This window comes from Raineya orbicola (assembly GCF_002843425.1).
Taxonomy (GTDB): domain Bacteria; phylum Bacteroidota; class Bacteroidia; order Cytophagales; family Thermonemataceae; genus Raineya; species Raineya orbicola.
This window is the reverse complement of record NZ_NKXO01000002.1, coordinates 24,150-40,361: the sequence shown is the minus strand read 5'-3', so window position 1 is coordinate 40,361 and position 16,212 is coordinate 24,150. Positions and strand designations below refer to the sequence as shown.

Below are 16,212 nucleotides of genomic sequence, written 5' to 3'. Positions count from 1 at the left end.
GGTTCAGTGCTTCGTATGACAGTTTGGTAATGGGTTCAAAAATAATCTCCTAAATGTTAGAACAACAATGAATAAATAGTACTTTACAAATTGCAGTATAGCCCACGTTAAAAAGTAAAAACACAATCCAACAGGCATTTTCCGTAACGATAGCAAGGATAAGACAGCCTCACCATTTAATATCCTTTATCCGCAGTTGAAGCGTTGTGTTGTCTCGGAAATGATTTTCCTCCAAATGGTAGCAAATATGAAAAGGCTCGCCTGTTTGTATTTTTTCGGCTAAATGTCCCATTCCAAATGCAATACAATCAAATACTGCCGAATTTTCCTGTCTTACCTTGAATTTTAGATGAATTTTGGGTTCATCTTTGCCTACAAAAGTTACGCTCTCGGGAATAGCCTTTACTGATTCCGACATAAAAAGCGGTTGCATATTACCTGGTCCAAAAGGAGCAAGTTGGTTCAAAATACGCATAAATTTATCCGTAGCATCTTTGAGAAGTAGCTTCATATCCACTTCCAAATGTGGCGAGAGTTGTTCGGGTTTGATACGAGACGCTACTACTTGTTCAAATTTTTCTTGAAAAGCACGCAAATTTTCAGGTTTGAGCGTAAGTCCTGCGGCGTGTTTGTGTCCCCCAAATTGTTCTAGTAAATCGGCACAAGCCTCAATAGCTTCATAAACATCAAAATCGTGAACAGAACGAGCAGAACCTGCTATTTTGCCATTGGATTGAGTAAGAATAATTGTAGGTCGGTGATAATGTTCTATACAACGCGAAGCCACAATGCCAATCACCCCTTTGTGCCAATCAGGTTTGAAAAGTACAGTAGTTTTTGCATTTTGCAGGTTTTGAGCCTCAATCATCTGTAAAGCCTCTTGGGTAATAGATTTGTCAAGGTCTTTGCGGTCTTGGTTGTGTTCGTGGATAATTTCGGCAAAACGTTTGGCTTCTTCCTCGTTTTCCGCTAAAAGCACCTTTACAGCATTACGAGCGTGTTCTATTCTGCCTGCGGCATTGATGCGGGGTCCTATACCAAAAACTACATTTGTGATGCTCATAGCTTTATCCTCGCCAAAACCCGCCACTTCCCGAAGTTTTCGCAAACCTCGCAAAGGTTTGCTGTTAAGTTTATCAAGTCCGCAGTAGGCAAGCACTCTATTTTCTCCTGTAATAGGTACAATATCGCAAGCAATACTTACCACTACCAAATCTAAAAATTGGTGCAAATGCTCTTGCTCTATTTTTTTATGCAAAGAAAACCCTTGCAAGAGCTTAAACCCTACCCCACAACCCGATAGTTCTTTGTAAGGATACTGACAATCGTGGCGTTTGGGGTCTAAAACAGCTACGGCATTAGGAATTTTGGCACCGGGCAAATGGTGGTCGCAAATAATAAAATCAATACCTTTTGATTTGGCATACTCTACAAGCTCAATGGATTTAATACCACAATCCAGAGCTATCATAAGCGTAAAACCATTTTCTTTGGCATAATCTATTCCTTGTTTGGAAATGCCATAACCTTCTTTGTAGCGGTCGGGAATGTAAAAATCAAAGTTATTTTTATCGGGGAAAACCCTCTTGAAAAATTGATACACCAAAGCCACCGAAGTAGTGCCATCTACGTCATAGTCGCCATAAATCATAATTTTTTCATTATTTTCAAAAGCCTGCTCCAAACGCAAAACGGCTTTATCCATATCTTTCATCAGAAAAGGGTCGTGCAGGTGTTCTATTCTGGGATTAAAAAAAAGACGAGCTTCCTCATAATTAGTAACCCCTCTCTGAACAAGTAAATAAGCGGCAATTTCATCTGCCCCCGTTTCTTTCATAAAATTTTTTACCATTATAGGATCAGGTGTAGGACGAAACAACCAACGAATTTCGGGCATAAGTTTTAAGGTTTTATGAAATAATGATAATTTTTCCTGAAAATAGTTTATACACTTTTTACGACACAGGCTCAAAATTTGAAGCAAAAAATAAGCCTATTTGAGCATTTTATTCAAAATTTTTTCTTAAAATCACCAATAACTGCCAATTCAAAGGTAGGAATTTTTGAAAAATTTTCTTTGATTTTTTGTATTTTTGAGCAAAAAATTGTAGCTTTTGCTAAAAATTGAACAAGATTTATGAAAAAAGTTGCTGTATTACTTTGGGTTTGGTGTTACTCTCTATTGCTTTGGGGGCAACAATTAGACAAAGAACAAGAAAAAATTTGGCGTGAAAAATTAGAAAAAACTTCAGTAGAAGAGTTCAAAGCTATTTCAGAGGCAAATAGCCTTTTGCCTGCACGCATAAGCAAGGCGAAAAAAGAACTTGCCGAAACTCAAGCCCTCGTTAGTGCTAAAGATGAGGAAATCAATCTTTTACAGAAAAGATTGCAAGAGTTAGAAAAAGAGTTAGGGGGCAAACCTACTGCTTCAGCTAATTCTACAAGCAACAATAAAACTGAACCCATCAACAACAGCACTACTTCCACCGCAAGCAAAGAAAATTTTGACAAAGGCGTTGTATTTCGCTTGCAAATTGCCGCTTCCGATAAATTAGACCTTTCCGTAAGTAATGAGTACGATTTGAGAGTAGAGCAAGACGGCAAAATAAAAAAATATACTTTGGGTAATTTTAGAAATTTTGAGAAAGCCGATAGCTTCAAAAATTGTTTGCCTGAAATTGGTGTAAAAGGAGGCTGGATTGTTGCGTATAAAGACGGCGTAAGAGTGCCTCTCAAAGAAGTTAAATAGTTGTGATACAAAATTTATCAAATATGAAAGCAAATCTATTGATTGTGATATTATGCTTGGGAGTAACGTTAGATGCTTTTGCCCAAGAATTGAGCAAAGAAGAAAAAGCCCTTTTGCGTCAGTGGGAAAAGCGTAAAAAAGAAAGTTCCGCCGAGCAATTCAAGGCTCTTGTAGAAAGCAAAGAAGCCAAAGAAAAGGAATTGCAAACTTTGGAAACAGGTATTGAAAATAATGAACGACAAATTTCACAGAAAAATACTGAAATAGCCCAATTACGTGCTAAAATCAGAGATTTGGAGCAGAAAAAAGCCGAACTGAAGAGCCAAGAAACCGATGAAACGCCTTCTACATCTCCAAAAGAAAGCCCCAAAAAAAATCAGAAAAAAGTTGAAAATCAGTCGGGTACTTTTCAAGTGCAAACCGAATGTAATGGTACAATATTAGTTTTGGGCGTTTTTAGCTCAATGGCAGAAGCACAGAAATTTCAGAATACATTAAGGAAAATTCAAATCACTAATAGCCAAATTGTTAAAAATTAAAACCCTCTTTTGCAGTTTTGTACAAAGCCTTTTATGTCCAATTTTTCAACGAATATTACGTTACAAGCAGGGAAAAAAATTTATTTCGCTTCCGATTTTCATTTGGGAGTACGCAATAGCCAAAAAAGAGAGCAAAAAATCTGTGATTTTTTAGAGCAAATAAGCCAAGATGCTCAAATAATTTTCCTGCTCGGTGATATTTTTGATTTTTGGTTTGAATACAAACACGCTATCCCCAAAGGCTTTATTCGCTTTCAGGCAAAATTGGTTGAGATTTTAGACCGCAACATACCTGTTGTTTTTTTCACAGGCAACCACGATATGTGGCTATTTGATTATTTTACAAAAGAACTTGGCATTCCTATTTTTCGCAAGCCTATTGAAATCAGTATCAACGAAAAAACTTTTTTAATAGGACACGGCGATGGCTTGGGACCGGGCGATACAAAGTATAAAATCTTAAAAAAAATTTTTGCCAACAGACTTTGTCAGTGGCTTTTTAGGCAAATTCATCCTGATTGGGGCATTGCATTGGCTCAGTTTTGGTCAAAGCATAGCCGATTACAAAGTGAAAAAAAAGGTGCTGAAAAATTTTTAGGAGATGATGAATGGCTTTGGATATACTGCAAAGAACAAGAGACACTCAAACACCGCGATTTTTACATTTTCGGACATAGACATTTGCCCCTATTTTTGCCTGTGGGCGAAAACGCTCGCTATGTCAATACTGGCGAATGGATTTATCACCATACTTACGCTACCTTCGACGGCGAAAATGTAGAATTGCTGGCTTGGCAAAAAGCTGAAAAATGGCAAAATGTAATGATTTGAAAAAACTTATTCTAACTTTGCTCAATCTCAAATTCCTATTTTTTACTTCCTTTTTCCAAAAAATAAAAAGCCCGCAACGCAAAAGAAGCAAGCCAATGCTCTCCTTCATAATTGCCGTCTGTGATAACAGGTAAAGAAAAACGCAAGTGTTCTTCGGCTACTTTTTGCAAATGAGCCAATTCGGGATAAGAATTAGCCAAATCATACAAGTTCCAAGCCCTGCTGAAATTCAAGCCGTCAAGATGAACCAAATGCCCATCTTTGCGGTCAGAAACTTTGGCAATTTCCCAACGAAAGTTTTTTTGAAACAAAGTAGGGGCAAATTTTTTCGCCCACATTAAGAACTCTTGTTTAGGCAAAACTCTCATCATCAAGGCGATTTCTTCCATACAAGGTGAAAGAAAATCTGTGCCACTTGGCTCCCAAGCAAAAGGGCAAGCTACATCTTTACTGAAAAGTCGTTTGGCTTCTTTTCGTAAGATTTCCTGAAAAACTGAATTTTGGGTGGTTATGGCATAATCCCAAGCCAAATTCATTCCAAAAGCGGTATTTGTATGCGTACCTACACGTATAGGGTAGAGCAATTTGGGTAAAAACTCCTGATAACGAGCGATAAGCAAATCAGAAAGCGGTTGCAGATGACTTGCCAAACTTCGCAAGCGTGGCTCGGGGTGTGTATTTAGTTCTTGTTGTAAAGCCAAAAGCCAAGCCCAGCCGTAGGTACGCTCAAAGGCGTATTCGTGTTTTTTTGCAAAATAAGCAATCTCCTTTTGAATATTACTCACTGAAAGATGGGCAGAAAGTTTTTGGATAATCTCCTCTCTTTGGGGCAAGTTAGGAAATTTACGAAGCAAATAAGCCAAGCTCCAATGCCCGTGTACTGCCGAGTGCCAATCAAAACAACCATAAAAAGCAGGGTGTAAATTTTTAGGACTTTCTAAGTCTTTTTCATCAGCAAGCACCTGATTGAGCTTGTTGGGATATTCTTGCTCCAAACACTTCAAAGGCAATTGGGCAAGTCTTTGAGCTTGCTCTTGGCTGAGAGTTTGAGAGAATGCCCAAAAAGGCAAAGACAAAAAAAGCAAAAGAACAAAACGCATAAGGCTATTTATTTACGATTTTGGCAATTTTATCCACCGCTTTCAAACCTGAACCAGTAAGCACAGAAACAATTTTTTCATTTTCCCAGAACTGCTCCACATATTTTTGCACTCCTGCCACTACCGCCGCCGAAGTAGGCTCAATGAAGTAACCCCTGCTACACATCAATAATAAAGCATCTTTGATTTCTTCTTCACTTACAGATAAAAAAACACCTTCGGTTAGTTCTACGTATTGCAACATCTGCTTGCCTCGTATAGGTTGGGCAATTGCTAAGCCTTCGGCAAGTGTAGGCAAAGTTTCAATTTTTGGAATGTAAGGCAAACCCTCGTTGTAGGCTTGATACAAAGGTGAACAATTTGCCGCTTGTACGCCTATTATTTTAGGAATTTTATCTGTAATGCCTGCTTTCATCAACTCTCTAAAACCAATATATGCCCCAATAAGCAAAGTACCGTTTCCTGCGGGTAAAATTACAACATCAGGAGCTTTCCAGCCAAGTTGCTCGGCAACTTCAAAAGCAAAGGTTTTAGTTCCCTGAAAGAAAAACGGATTCCAACAATGACTGGCATAATAGCTGTTTTTTGCCGCTTCCAAAGCCGCCTGAGCCGTATCTTCGCGAGAGCCATCTATGATTTTTACATTAGCTCCAAAAGCCCGAATTTGGGTAAGTTTCGCTTCTGAAATACCCTTTGGCACATAAATATCGCAAGCAATATCTGCTTTGGCACAATAAGCGGCTATGGAACTTGCTGCATTTCCCGAAGAATCCTGTACTACGTGCCTGATGCCAAGCTCTTTGATTTTACTGATAAGCACTGCACTGCCTCTATCTTTGTAAGACCCTGTTGGAAACAAGAAATCTAACTTGAAATGCACATCTACCCCTGCAATATTGATTTTTTGCATAGGGGTTGCTCCTTCCCCAAAGCTGACGATATTTTCATCTTTTTCTACAGGAATAGCCTCCCTGTAACGCCATAAATTAGCAGGGCGAGTACGAGTAGAAGTTTTATCTAAAAAAGGACGAAAACGAATATCCAAAAGATACCCTTTGGGACTTTGCCAAATAGGCTCATCAAGCGGGTACTCCTCTCCTGTTTGCGTACATATAAGAGCGTTGGGCTTCAAGGTTACAAGGTTTGGGCGAAATATGCAATTTTTTTCAAAAAATTACAACTTAATTTGAGCGGAAAATTTTATACCAAAGGGCTTGGCAGTATCTAAATTCAGATAAGTAAGCCTATGAAAAAAATCTACACGGAAAAATTTAAGAATGTTATCTATCCCATACCCCACTTCAACATAAGGCATCTGATAGTTAAGGCTCTGAATAGGTGGCAAAGGATTACCGAATAGGTCAAAATCTGCTATTAAATCTTTGTTTTCTTGCCTCAAACCTCCATAAACAGCATTCAAACTAACTACCAAACGCCAATCTAAAAACTTATTGGCTTTTTTGAAAAGTGGCAAACGACTGAAAATCAGGTTTTCAAAGTAATGAGCATAGTTCAGGGCTATGTAATGATCGCTGACAAACTCAAAACCACTCATTTGGTTGAAGGCTTTTTCTATCAGAAAAGGTGTATTATTGCCCAAATGAGCCCGAAGCAAAGGAAATGGCACTTGACCAAAATAATAGCCCGCACTGATGAAGTAATTGGCGTGTCCGATACCAAAAATACGAGCATTGTATTTGGAAATATCTAACTGAATTTGCTGATAATTAAAATCTCCGCCTGCAAAACCTTTTAACCCCAAAGCAGTGGTAAGTGTAAATTTAGGCGAAGTTCCTCCTCCAATGGTAATTTCACTATTATCTAGCAAGCGAATACGATTTCCCCCTTTCCGAAAAGTGGTTTGCAATATCACTTCAGTAGTATTGATTTCTGTACGCAAGCCTGTATTTTCAGGAATTTTATAGGCAAATCCGTGCAAAGGGCTTAACTGACGAGTTCGGAAAGTGAGCTTTTCTGTAAATGAAGGCTGAATAGAACTTTCTATGGAAAAAAGATTTTCCTTTTTGAAAAAAGGCTTTCGTCCCGAAAGCGTAAAAAAGCGATTGGAAGCAATGAAAATATCAGGGAGGTTATCAAATTGATTTAGAAAAATCAATGGCTCAATATCTTCGGTTCTGCTGAAAGTAGCTTTGGTGAATAATTTTCGGGAAAGAATCTGACTTAGCTCCACAAAATATTTGCCTTTCTGGTCTCGTAAGCCATAACCTACACGCGTCTTAAAAGTGAAATTTTTACTCAAAAAGCGATTGGTACGGAAACCTATATTGAAACGATGTCCCTCTATATCATTCCAAGCATAGTAGCGTGCATAATGCCCTAAATCAATGCCTTTCATTTCATAATACCCCGTAGTAAGAATAGTGAGAATAGTAGTGTAACGTTGTACAGAAGGAATAGTTTTTAGTGAGTCTATGATTTGATAAACATTTACTTTGCTTACCAAAGTGCTGTCGTTTTTTCTGTAAATATTCCAATAGCTGGTATCTTTGTTTTCATTGTTGGGTGGTAACGGGAGTTCATCGTAAAAACTCTTATCACGGGCTTCATTGAGCAGATAATTATGATATTGTGTATGAGTACGCACATAAATATTAGGAATAATTTCCGAAAATTCCGAAACTTCTACTTCAAAATCTACTTTTTCAGGAAGCCAGTAGCCTTCGCTGCTGCGAAAAGAATTTTGCCTGATTTTCAAGCCTTTGATAAAATTGATGTTTGCTTCTTTGGTCATTTGTACATCAATTTTTTTGAGGGCATAATCGTTTTTGCTTATCCACATTTTACCTTCAAAAACCAAGTCTTGTCGGTTGCGAGGTACAATATTTAGCACATAGCAAGTATCTTTATCCACTAAAACACTATCCAAAAGGTCATAATCATATTTCAATCGCCAGCCATCAGCAATGGGTGAGGTGAAATATTTGTCTAAAATATTCATTTGATTGCGATAGAAATTGTAATCATTGAGTTTGCCACCTGTAAAGATTTGCCCAATGCCTTCGGCACTTTCCAGACCAATTCCCGAAAGGTTTGTTACCTTTACATCTTCACGCTCTTTTTCGGGCTTTCCCATATAATAGTAGCGTGAAAAACTCTCACTTGCCAGTATCGGTATCAGCACTTTACCTTTGCTATCTCGCAAATTAGGAATAGTGGCAGCGGCACGGCTCATATCTTTCATTACACGTAAATTGCTGATACCCTTTTCGTTGTCATTCACGTAGCCTTCAATGCGGTTGTAAATATCACACTCATAAAATTTAGCTCGGCGTTTATCATTTTTGCTTTTATTTTTCACAACTTTTCGTAAGATAGCATAAGCAGGGTTTTCACCGGGGACGACCGTGATTTCTTCTATTGCTTGGGTATCTTCTTCTAATAGTAAGCTAAAAACTTGCTGAGCTTGGGCAGTGAAGGGGACTTTTTTTGTTTTATAGCCTGTGTATTCAAATACAAGGGAGTCTTTAAGATAATTGAAAACAAGTTTGAAATTCCCGTTTTCATCTGTTACGGTACCGATTTGCTTATTTTGGGAAAGGCGAACAATAGCCCCTATCAGCGGTTCTTGGGTCTTGGCATCAGCCAATTTACCTGTGATAGTGATTTTTTGAGCTAAAAGGAAACTTGATAAACTCAATAATATGAAAGTCAGTAGAAGTTTTTTCAAAATATCAGGTGTTTTTTAGCAAATTTACATCAACTTTACCAATTTCGCAAATCATCTCAAATTCGTCTTTGGTAAGAGGTACAACGGAAAGACGACTTTGCCTCACCAAAGCCATATTTTGCAAAACGGGGTGAGCTTTAATCGTAGCTAAATTGAGTGGCTTATTCAAACTACACACAGGAGCAACATCAACCATTACCCAATCGGGTTCATCAGTAGTATGGTCGGGGTAGGCTTCTTTGATGATTTTCACAATACCCACAATTTCTTTGCCTTGATTGCTATGATAAAAACAAGCCAAATCTCCTTTTTTCATAGCTTTCAAATTATTGCGAGCCTGAAAGTTTCGCACCCCGTCCCAGAAGGTAGAGCCGTCTTTGAGCATTTGTTCCCAGCTATATTTGAAAGGTTCAGATTTTAAGAGCCAATATTGCATATAATAACCTGATTTATGTTACAAAGATAAATCTTTTGGTATATTTTCGTAGCGATATAACATTTTTTGTTGCTGACTTTTTTCAATTTTGGTGAATTGGGGGTAAAGTGCTAACTTTGCCGATTATTACAAAATTTCAACCCCTATGGCAGAATATCATTTCCGAGAAATTGAGGCTAAATGGCAAAAATATTGGGCAGAAAACAATATTTACCAAACCAAAGAAAATACTTCAAAACCCAAATACTATGTTTTGGATATGTTTCCGTATCCATCGGGAGCGGGTTTGCACGTAGGACACCCACTCGGCTATATTGCTTCTGATGTAATAGCTCGCTATAAAAGAGCCAAAGGTTTTAATGTACTGCACCCTATGGGTTTTGATAGCTTCGGTTTGCCCGCCGAGCAATATGCTATCCAAACAGGGCAACACCCTGCTATTACTACTGCCGAAAATATCAAACGTTACAAAGAACAACTTAAAAATATTGGTTTTTCTTACGATTGGAGCAGAGAAGTACAAACATCAGACCCCGCATATTACAAATGGACACAATGGATCTTTATGCGTCTGTTTGAGGCTTGGTATAATCAGAAAGCTAATAAAGCCGAGCATATCCATACACTTATTGCAGAATTTGAAAAAAATGGTAATCTGCAAGTAGAAGCCGCCTGCGACGAAGATACGCCTACTTTTACTGCCGAAGAATGGAAAAATTTTTCAGAAAAACAGCGTTCTGATATTCTCTTGAAATATCGCCTTACGTATCTTGCTAATGCATACGTAAATTGGTGTCCTGCACTGGGAACGGTACTTGCTAACGACGAAGTAAAAGACGGCGTTTCGGAAAGAGGGGGCTATCCCGTAGAACGCAAACTAATGCGGCAATGGATGATGAGAATTACTGCATACGCCGAACGCCTCTTGCAAGATTTGGAAACGTTGGACTGGTCGGAAAGCATCAAAGAAGTGCAAAGAAATTGGATAGGTAAAAGTATGGGGGCGGAGGTTTGTTTTTACCTCACCCCCAACCCCCTCTCCAAAGGAGAGGGGGCTATTACTGCCTCTCAAAGCATTGAAAAAGAAAATATTGAAAATAAAAATACGAAACACTCATTTCATTGGCAAACAACTTCCCCTGAAAAATGGGAAAAATTAAAAGAATTTGCCCGCAATAATCGTAAAAATCCTACAAACGCTGAAAATATCTTATGGCAAGCAATAAGAAACAGAAATTTAGATGTAAAGTTCCGAAGACAACACGCTATTGAGAACTTTATCGTAGATTTCGTTTGCCTTGAAAAAAAACTCATCATAGAAGTTGATGGTGCAGTGCATTTTGAAAAAGAACAGCAAGAGTTTGATAAAATCAGGACAGAATACTTGAATTACTTAGGTTATCAAGTAATTCGTTTTACTAACTCAGAAGTAGAAAACGATTTAGAAAAGGTTCTAGAAAAAATAAAAAGAGTTATCCAAAACACCCCCTCTCTTTTGGAGAGGGGGCTGGGGGGTGAGGTAAATAAAACCATTACCGTTTTCACTACTCGTATTGATACGATTTTTGGAGTAACTTTTTTAGTTCTTGCCCCTGAACACGAGCTTGTAAGTGAAATAACCACTCCTGACCGAAAACCCGAAGTAGAAGCATACGTAGAAAAGGCTATCAATCGTAGCGAGCGAGAGCGAATGAGCGAAGTAAAAAGCGTTTCAGGCGTTTTTACAGGGGCTTATGCTATCAATCCTTTTACAAAAGAACCTATTCCTATCTGGATTTCGGATTATGTGCTTGCAGGATATGGAACTGGAGCCGTAATGGGTGTTCCGAGTTCTGATGATAGAGATTTTCGTTTTGCCAAATTTTTTGGCTTGCCTATTGTGCCTGTTATTGAAGGCACAGAGCATTTGGAAAACCCTACCGAAAAAAAATATGGCAAAATGATAAATTCAGGCTTTTTGAATGGATTGGATACCCAAGAAGCCATTGAAAAAGCTATTCAGTATGCCGAAGAAAATGGTTTTGGTAAGCGTAAAATCAACTATAAGCTACGTGATGCCGTATTTAGCCGTCAGCGATATTGGGGAGAGCCTGTACCTGTTTATTTCAAAGAGGGAGTGCCGTACTTAATTGATGAAAATGATTTGCCTTTGGTATTGCCCAAAATTGATAAGTATCTGCCTACTGAAACAGGCGAACCACCCCTTGGCAGAGCTGAAAATTGGAAATACAAGGGCATTTACGATTATGAACTCAATACGATGCCCGGTTGGGCAGGAAGCAGTTGGTATTGGCTTCGCTATATGGACCCGCATAATGGCAAAGAGTTTGTCAGCAAAGAAAAAGAGCAATATTGGAAAAATGTAGATTTGTACATTGGCGGTGCAGAACACGGCACAGGGCATTTGCTTTATTCTCGTTTTTGGAACAAGGTGCTGTATGATTTAGGCTACATTTCCTCGCCTGAACCTTTCCAAAAAATGATAAATCAGGGAATGATACAAGGGCGAAGCAACTTTGTGTATAAAGTTCTTTACAAAGAGGCTCAAGCCCACAAGCGTCTTGCTGAATATCTTTTGCCTTTGGGCTTTGAGGCAAACGTATTGCCCGGTGATATGCAATTAGATTTTGTTCACAAAGAAAAGAAAGTCGCTGTTGAAATTCGCTCTCAATCTATCATTAAAGAAAATTGGCAAAATTATTTGAGCAAATATGCTGAATTTATGCCTGATTGCCAAGTGATGTTTGTTTCGGTAGAGGAGATTTTTACCAACGTAGAAGAGGCTGTTTTAAGGGTGAGAAAGGCTTTGTCAGGAGAAGAATTCGTTCAATTCCCTGAAAATGATTATGAATTACCTAATCTTTTTGTATCGTATAATTTGCGAGATAGCTACGAGACAGTAGCTTTACACGTTGATGTAAATTTAGTAGAAAACGATGTTTTGGATATTGATGCTTTTCGCAAGTGGCGTCCTGATTTAGCAAATGCGGAGTTTATTTTAGAGGAAGGCAAATATATTTGCGGAGCGGAAGTAGAAAAAATGTCTAAATCCAAATACAATGTAGTCAATCCAGATAATGTGGTTGAACGATACGGAGCCGATACCTTGCGACTTTATGAAATGTTCCTTGGTCCTTTGGAGCAGTTCAAACCTTGGAATACCAACGGCATTGAAGGTACGCATAAGTTTTTACGAAAATTGTGGAGATTATTTCACGATGAAAAGGGGAACTTTAATGTTAGCGAACAAGAACCTACGCAAGCCGAACTTAAAATTTTACATCACACCATTAAGCGTGTAACCGAAGATATTGAACGATTTTCATTCAATACGCCTGTAAGTACTTTTATGATTTGCGTAAATGAACTTACAGACCTAAAATGCAATAAAAAATCTATTTTAGAACCTCTTTTGGTGCTTTTAGCTCCTTATGCTCCACATATTACCGAAGAGCTTTGGCATTTGCTTGGGCATACTGAAAGTATCAACTTTGCCACTTACCCCGATTATGATGAAAAACATTTACAGGAAAGTACTTTTAACTATCCTATTTCGGTAAATGGAAAGCTACGTACTAATATTGAAATTGCATTAGATTTGCCCCAAGCTGATATTGAAAAAATTGTTTTATCTAACGAAATCGTACAAAAATGGCTTGAAGGCAAATCCGCCAAAAAGGTAATTATTGTTCCTAAAAAAATAGTGAATGTAGTAGTATAAAAAATTGCCTCCCAAGTTTTGGGAGGCAATTTTTACAAAACAAGCTCTTCGGTTACTTGCTCATTAGTCTGTAAATGGGCTTTTTTAGGACGTGAAAGGTAGCTGTACATTGTGGGTACAACATACAAAGTGAGTATAAGGCTAAACAGCACCCCTCCTACAATCACGGTTCCCAAAGGCATACGGCTCTGTGCCGCCGCTCCGAGTGATAAAGCAATCGGTAATGCTCCAAGCATTGTAGCCAGTGAAGTCATTAAAATAGGTCTTAAACGCTGTTTAGAGGCTTCCAGCAGGGCTTTGACTTTTTCCATACCTTGCTCCTGCTTTTGATTGGCAAATTCTACTATCAGAATACCATTTTTAGTAACCAATCCGATGAGCATAATCATACCAATTTGTGAAAAAATATTGATAGTTTGCCCCAAAAGCCATAAGCTAAGCAACGCTCCTGCCAGTGCCAAAGGTACGGTGAACATTATCACAAAAGGGTCTATGAAACTTTCAAATTGAGCTGAAAGCACCAAATACACCAGCAAAAGAGCTAAAAAGAAAGCAAAAGCTGTATTTGAAGAACTCTCAACGTAATCTCGCGAAGGTCCCGATAGCGAAGTAGCAAAGCTATCATCTAAAAGTTTCTTGCCAATGGCTTGCATAGTAGCAATGCCATCGCCAATAGTTTTACCCGGTGCCAAAGAAGCCGAGATTGTAGCTGATTTATAGCGGTTATAGTGAAAAAGCTGTGGCGGATTGCTGGTTTCACGAATAGTTACCAAGTTGCTTAACTGCACAAGTTCTCCTCTGTTGTTTCGCAAATAAATTTGGCTCAAATCTGTTGGCTCATCACGAAACTCACGCTTGACTTGCCCTATTACCTGATACTGCTTACCATTCATAATAAAATAGCCCATTCTTCTGCCACTATAAGCCGCTTGTAAGGCTTCGGCAATATCGGCAGTGCTTACTCCTGCATCTTTGGCTTTAAGTCTATCAATAGAAATTTCAATTTCAGGCTTATTGAATTTTAGATTGGCATCTACGGCAAGGAATGTTCCACTTTTGCGAGCTTCTTCCAAAAAGGTAGGTAGCACCTTTTTTATTTTTTCAAAATCAAAGTTTTGAATTACAAACTGCACAGGCAAAGCTCCTCGCGACCCTAAACCCACTGAAATAGTTTGCTCTTGGACTATAAAAATACGCCCATCGTTGAATTGAGAAAGTTTTTTATTTACATAATCTACAATTTGCTGTTGAGAACGTTTTCGCTCTTGGGGTTCTACTAAAATAGCCCTTACAAAAGCCGTATTAGAGCCTCCACCAATGAAAGTAGGTGCCGTAGAACTGAACACACCTCTCGCTTCGGGCACAGAATCGCGTACAAAAGTAGCGAATCTATCTACGTACTCGGTCATATAATCAAACGATACACCTTCGGGAGCAGTGATGCTCATACGAAAATTGCTTTTGTCTTCCATAGGAGCAAGTTCAGAAGGAATTTTTTGAAAGAGGAAATAAATTATTCCGAAGCAAACTCCTACCAATGCAATGCCTACCCAACGTACTCGCAAAAAAGCCTGTAAGGTTTTGGCATATAGGTTTTCCATTTCTGTAAAGAATGGCTCTGTAATGCGATAAAACCAAGAAGGTTTATCTTTGGGTCGGTTGAGCCAAACGCTTAAAATGGGAGTGAGTGTCAGTGAAACAAAGGCAGAAATCAGCACTGCTCCTGCAACTACTACACCAAATTCACGAAATAGACTTCCTACAAAACCTTGTAAAAACATTATAGGCAAAAAGACCACTGCCAGCGTAATAGAGGTAGAAATTACAGCGAATACAATTTCTTTGGTGCCTTCGGCGGCGGCTCGGCGAATAGGATAACCTTGCTCTAATTTACGGAAAATGTTTTCAGTTACTACGATGCCGTCATCAACTACCAAACCCGTAGCAAGCACAATGCCAAGCATCGTAAGAATATTGATAGAAAAGCCCGCCAGATACATTATGAAAAAAGTTGCCACCAGCGAAACAGGAATATCTATCAATGGGCGAATAGCAATGAGCCAATTTCTAAAAAAGAGGTAAATAATCAGCACTACCAAACCAAAAGCAATGAGTAAAGTTTCAGCTACTTCCTCAATTGATTTTTTGATGTATTTGGTTACATCATACAGCACTTCAAAACGGATATGTTCGGGTATTTCTTTTTTTAACTCTTCTAAACGCTTGTAAAAATCATTTGAAATCTTGACGTAATTAGAACCCGGTTGTGGTACAATTGCCATTGCTAAACCACCACTACCATTGAGTTTCCAGTTGGTTTCTTCTATTTCTACGCCCAATTCTACTTCGGCAACATCTTTCAGCCTTACAATTCCTTCGTTATTAGAACGTATAATTACTTCTTCAAACTCTTTTTCCGTAGAAAGTTTGCCTAATGTACGAATAGTAAGTTCAGTTTGGTTGCCAAAAACTTTGCCTGCGGGGAGTTCTACATTTTCACGCAAAAGAGCCTGCTGAATATCATTCACGGTAATATTATAGGCTTGCAAGCGGTCTGGTTTGAACCACAAACGCATTGCATATCGTTTTTCGCCAAAAATATTGATACGGCTCACATCAGGAATGGTTTGCAACCGTTCTTGCAAAACATTCACGGCAAAATCATTTATTTCAAAAAGGTTAAATTTGGTACTTTGCACCGCTAAAATAATGATAGGGTCTGCGGAAACATCGGCTTTTGAAACCACAGGCGGAGCATCTAAATCTTGGGGCAATTGTCGCAAAGTTTGGCTTACTTTATCGCGAACATCATTGGCGGCGGCTTCCAAATCTATGCCTAATTCAAACTCAACTGTAATACTACTCACCCCTTGCGAGCTGGTAGAAGAAATTGTCCGAACTCCCTGAATACCATTGATAGCCTTTTCCAAAGGTTCAGTGATTTGACTTTCAATAATATCCGAATTGGCACCAGTGTAGGCAGTACGCACCGTAATGACAGGCGGGTCTATGGCAGGATAATCTCTTACGCTCAAAAACTTATATCCAATCCCTCCGAAAAGCATTAGTATCAAGGACATCACAATTGCCAAAACAGGACGGCGAAGACTTAAATCAGCAATTCCCATAGATATTTTTTTCAATAAAA

Annotated in this window: 10 protein-coding genes; 4 read left to right on the top strand and 6 right to left on the bottom strand. The window is 38.6% G+C overall.

The window, feature by feature from the left end; genetic code table 11:
* Positions 1-169: 169 nt before the first annotated feature.
* Positions 170-1,897 (bottom strand): single-stranded-DNA-specific exonuclease RecJ, encoded by a 1,728-nt coding sequence (recJ, locus tag Rain11_RS00690; protein WP_101357406.1) that lies wholly within the window; start codon positions 1,895-1,897, stop codon positions 170-172.
* 240 nt (positions 1,898-2,137) lie between these two features.
* Between recJ and Rain11_RS00685 the strand changes: the two genes are divergently transcribed.
* From Rain11_RS00685 to Rain11_RS00675, 3 genes are read left to right on the top strand one after another with little or no spacing between them, the layout of a single operon-like run.
* Positions 2,138-2,749 carry a hypothetical protein gene (locus Rain11_RS00685; RefSeq protein ID WP_101357405.1) on the top strand — a complete coding sequence of 204 codons (612 nt, stop codon included), beginning with the start codon at positions 2,138-2,140 and terminating at the stop codon, positions 2,747-2,749.
* A gap of 23 nt (positions 2,750-2,772) precedes the next feature.
* The gene (locus Rain11_RS00680; RefSeq protein ID WP_101357404.1) at positions 2,773-3,288 is read left to right on the top strand and encodes a hypothetical protein; all 516 of its coding nucleotides are present in this window, start codon (positions 2,773-2,775) and stop codon (positions 3,286-3,288) included.
* Between the two features lie 33 nt (positions 3,289-3,321).
* Positions 3,322-4,119, top strand: a complete 798-nt coding sequence (locus tag Rain11_RS00675) for a UDP-2,3-diacylglucosamine diphosphatase (RefSeq protein WP_101357403.1) — start codon at positions 3,322-3,324, stop codon at positions 4,117-4,119.
* 35 nt (positions 4,120-4,154) lie between these two features.
* Here Rain11_RS00675 and Rain11_RS00670 read toward each other — a convergent pair whose 3' ends face one another.
* From Rain11_RS00670 to Rain11_RS00655, 4 genes are read right to left on the bottom strand one after another with little or no spacing between them, the layout of a single operon-like run.
* Positions 4,155-5,219 (bottom strand): DUF2891 domain-containing protein, encoded by a 1,065-nt coding sequence (locus Rain11_RS00670; protein ID WP_101357402.1) that lies wholly within the window; start codon positions 5,217-5,219, stop codon positions 4,155-4,157.
* Between the two features lie 4 nt (positions 5,220-5,223).
* A complete protein-coding gene (thrC, locus tag Rain11_RS00665) occupies positions 5,224-6,351 on the bottom strand; it encodes a threonine synthase (RefSeq protein ID WP_101357401.1) in 1,128 nt (375 codons plus the stop codon).
* A gap of 42 nt (positions 6,352-6,393) precedes the next feature.
* Positions 6,394-8,907, bottom strand: a complete 2,514-nt coding sequence (locus Rain11_RS00660; protein WP_165778046.1) for a DUF5686 and carboxypeptidase-like regulatory domain-containing protein — start codon at positions 8,905-8,907, stop codon at positions 6,394-6,396.
* A 4-nt stretch (positions 8,908-8,911) separates the two neighbouring features.
* On the bottom strand, positions 8,912-9,343 hold the full coding sequence (locus Rain11_RS00655) for an EVE domain-containing protein (protein WP_101357399.1): 432 nt from the start codon (positions 9,341-9,343) through the stop codon (positions 8,912-8,914).
* Positions 9,344-9,488: 145 nt separating this feature from the next.
* Here Rain11_RS00655 and Rain11_RS14255 point away from each other — a divergent pair, with 145 nt between their 5' ends.
* A complete protein-coding gene (locus Rain11_RS14255) occupies positions 9,489-13,064 on the top strand; it encodes a leucine--tRNA ligase (protein ID WP_101357398.1) in 3,576 nt (1,191 codons plus the stop codon).
* A 32-nt stretch (positions 13,065-13,096) separates the two neighbouring features.
* On the opposite strand, the gene Rain11_RS00645 is transcribed toward Rain11_RS14255, so the two are convergent.
* Complete coding sequence (locus Rain11_RS00645) at positions 13,097-16,192, bottom strand: efflux RND transporter permease subunit (protein WP_101357397.1); 3,096 nt, start codon at positions 16,190-16,192, stop codon at positions 13,097-13,099.
* Between the last annotated feature and the right edge of the window lie 20 nt (positions 16,193-16,212).

Bases quoted from the DNA above. Each gene is read 5' to 3' on its own strand.
- recJ (WP_101357406.1), bottom strand. From the start codon at position 1,897: ATGCCCGAAATTCGTTGGTTGTTTCGTCCTACACCTGATCCTATAATG.
- Rain11_RS00685 (WP_101357405.1), top strand. From the start codon at position 2,138: ATGAAAAAAGTTGCTGTATTACTTTGGGTTTGGTGTTACTCTCTATTG.
- Rain11_RS00680 (WP_101357404.1), top strand. From the start codon at position 2,773: ATGAAAGCAAATCTATTGATTGTGATATTATGCTTGGGAGTAACGTTA.
- Rain11_RS00675 (WP_101357403.1), top strand. From the start codon at position 3,322: ATGTCCAATTTTTCAACGAATATTACGTTACAAGCAGGGAAAAAAATT.
- Rain11_RS00670 (WP_101357402.1), bottom strand. From the start codon at position 5,219: ATGCGTTTTGTTCTTTTGCTTTTTTTGTCTTTGCCTTTTTGGGCATTC.
- Rain11_RS00655 (WP_101357399.1), bottom strand. From the start codon at position 9,343: ATGCAATATTGGCTCTTAAAATCTGAACCTTTCAAATATAGCTGGGAA.
- Rain11_RS14255 (WP_101357398.1), top strand. From the start codon at position 9,489: ATGGCAGAATATCATTTCCGAGAAATTGAGGCTAAATGGCAAAAATAT.
- Rain11_RS00645 (WP_101357397.1), bottom strand. From the start codon at position 16,192: ATGGGAATTGCTGATTTAAGTCTTCGCCGTCCTGTTTTGGCAATTGTG.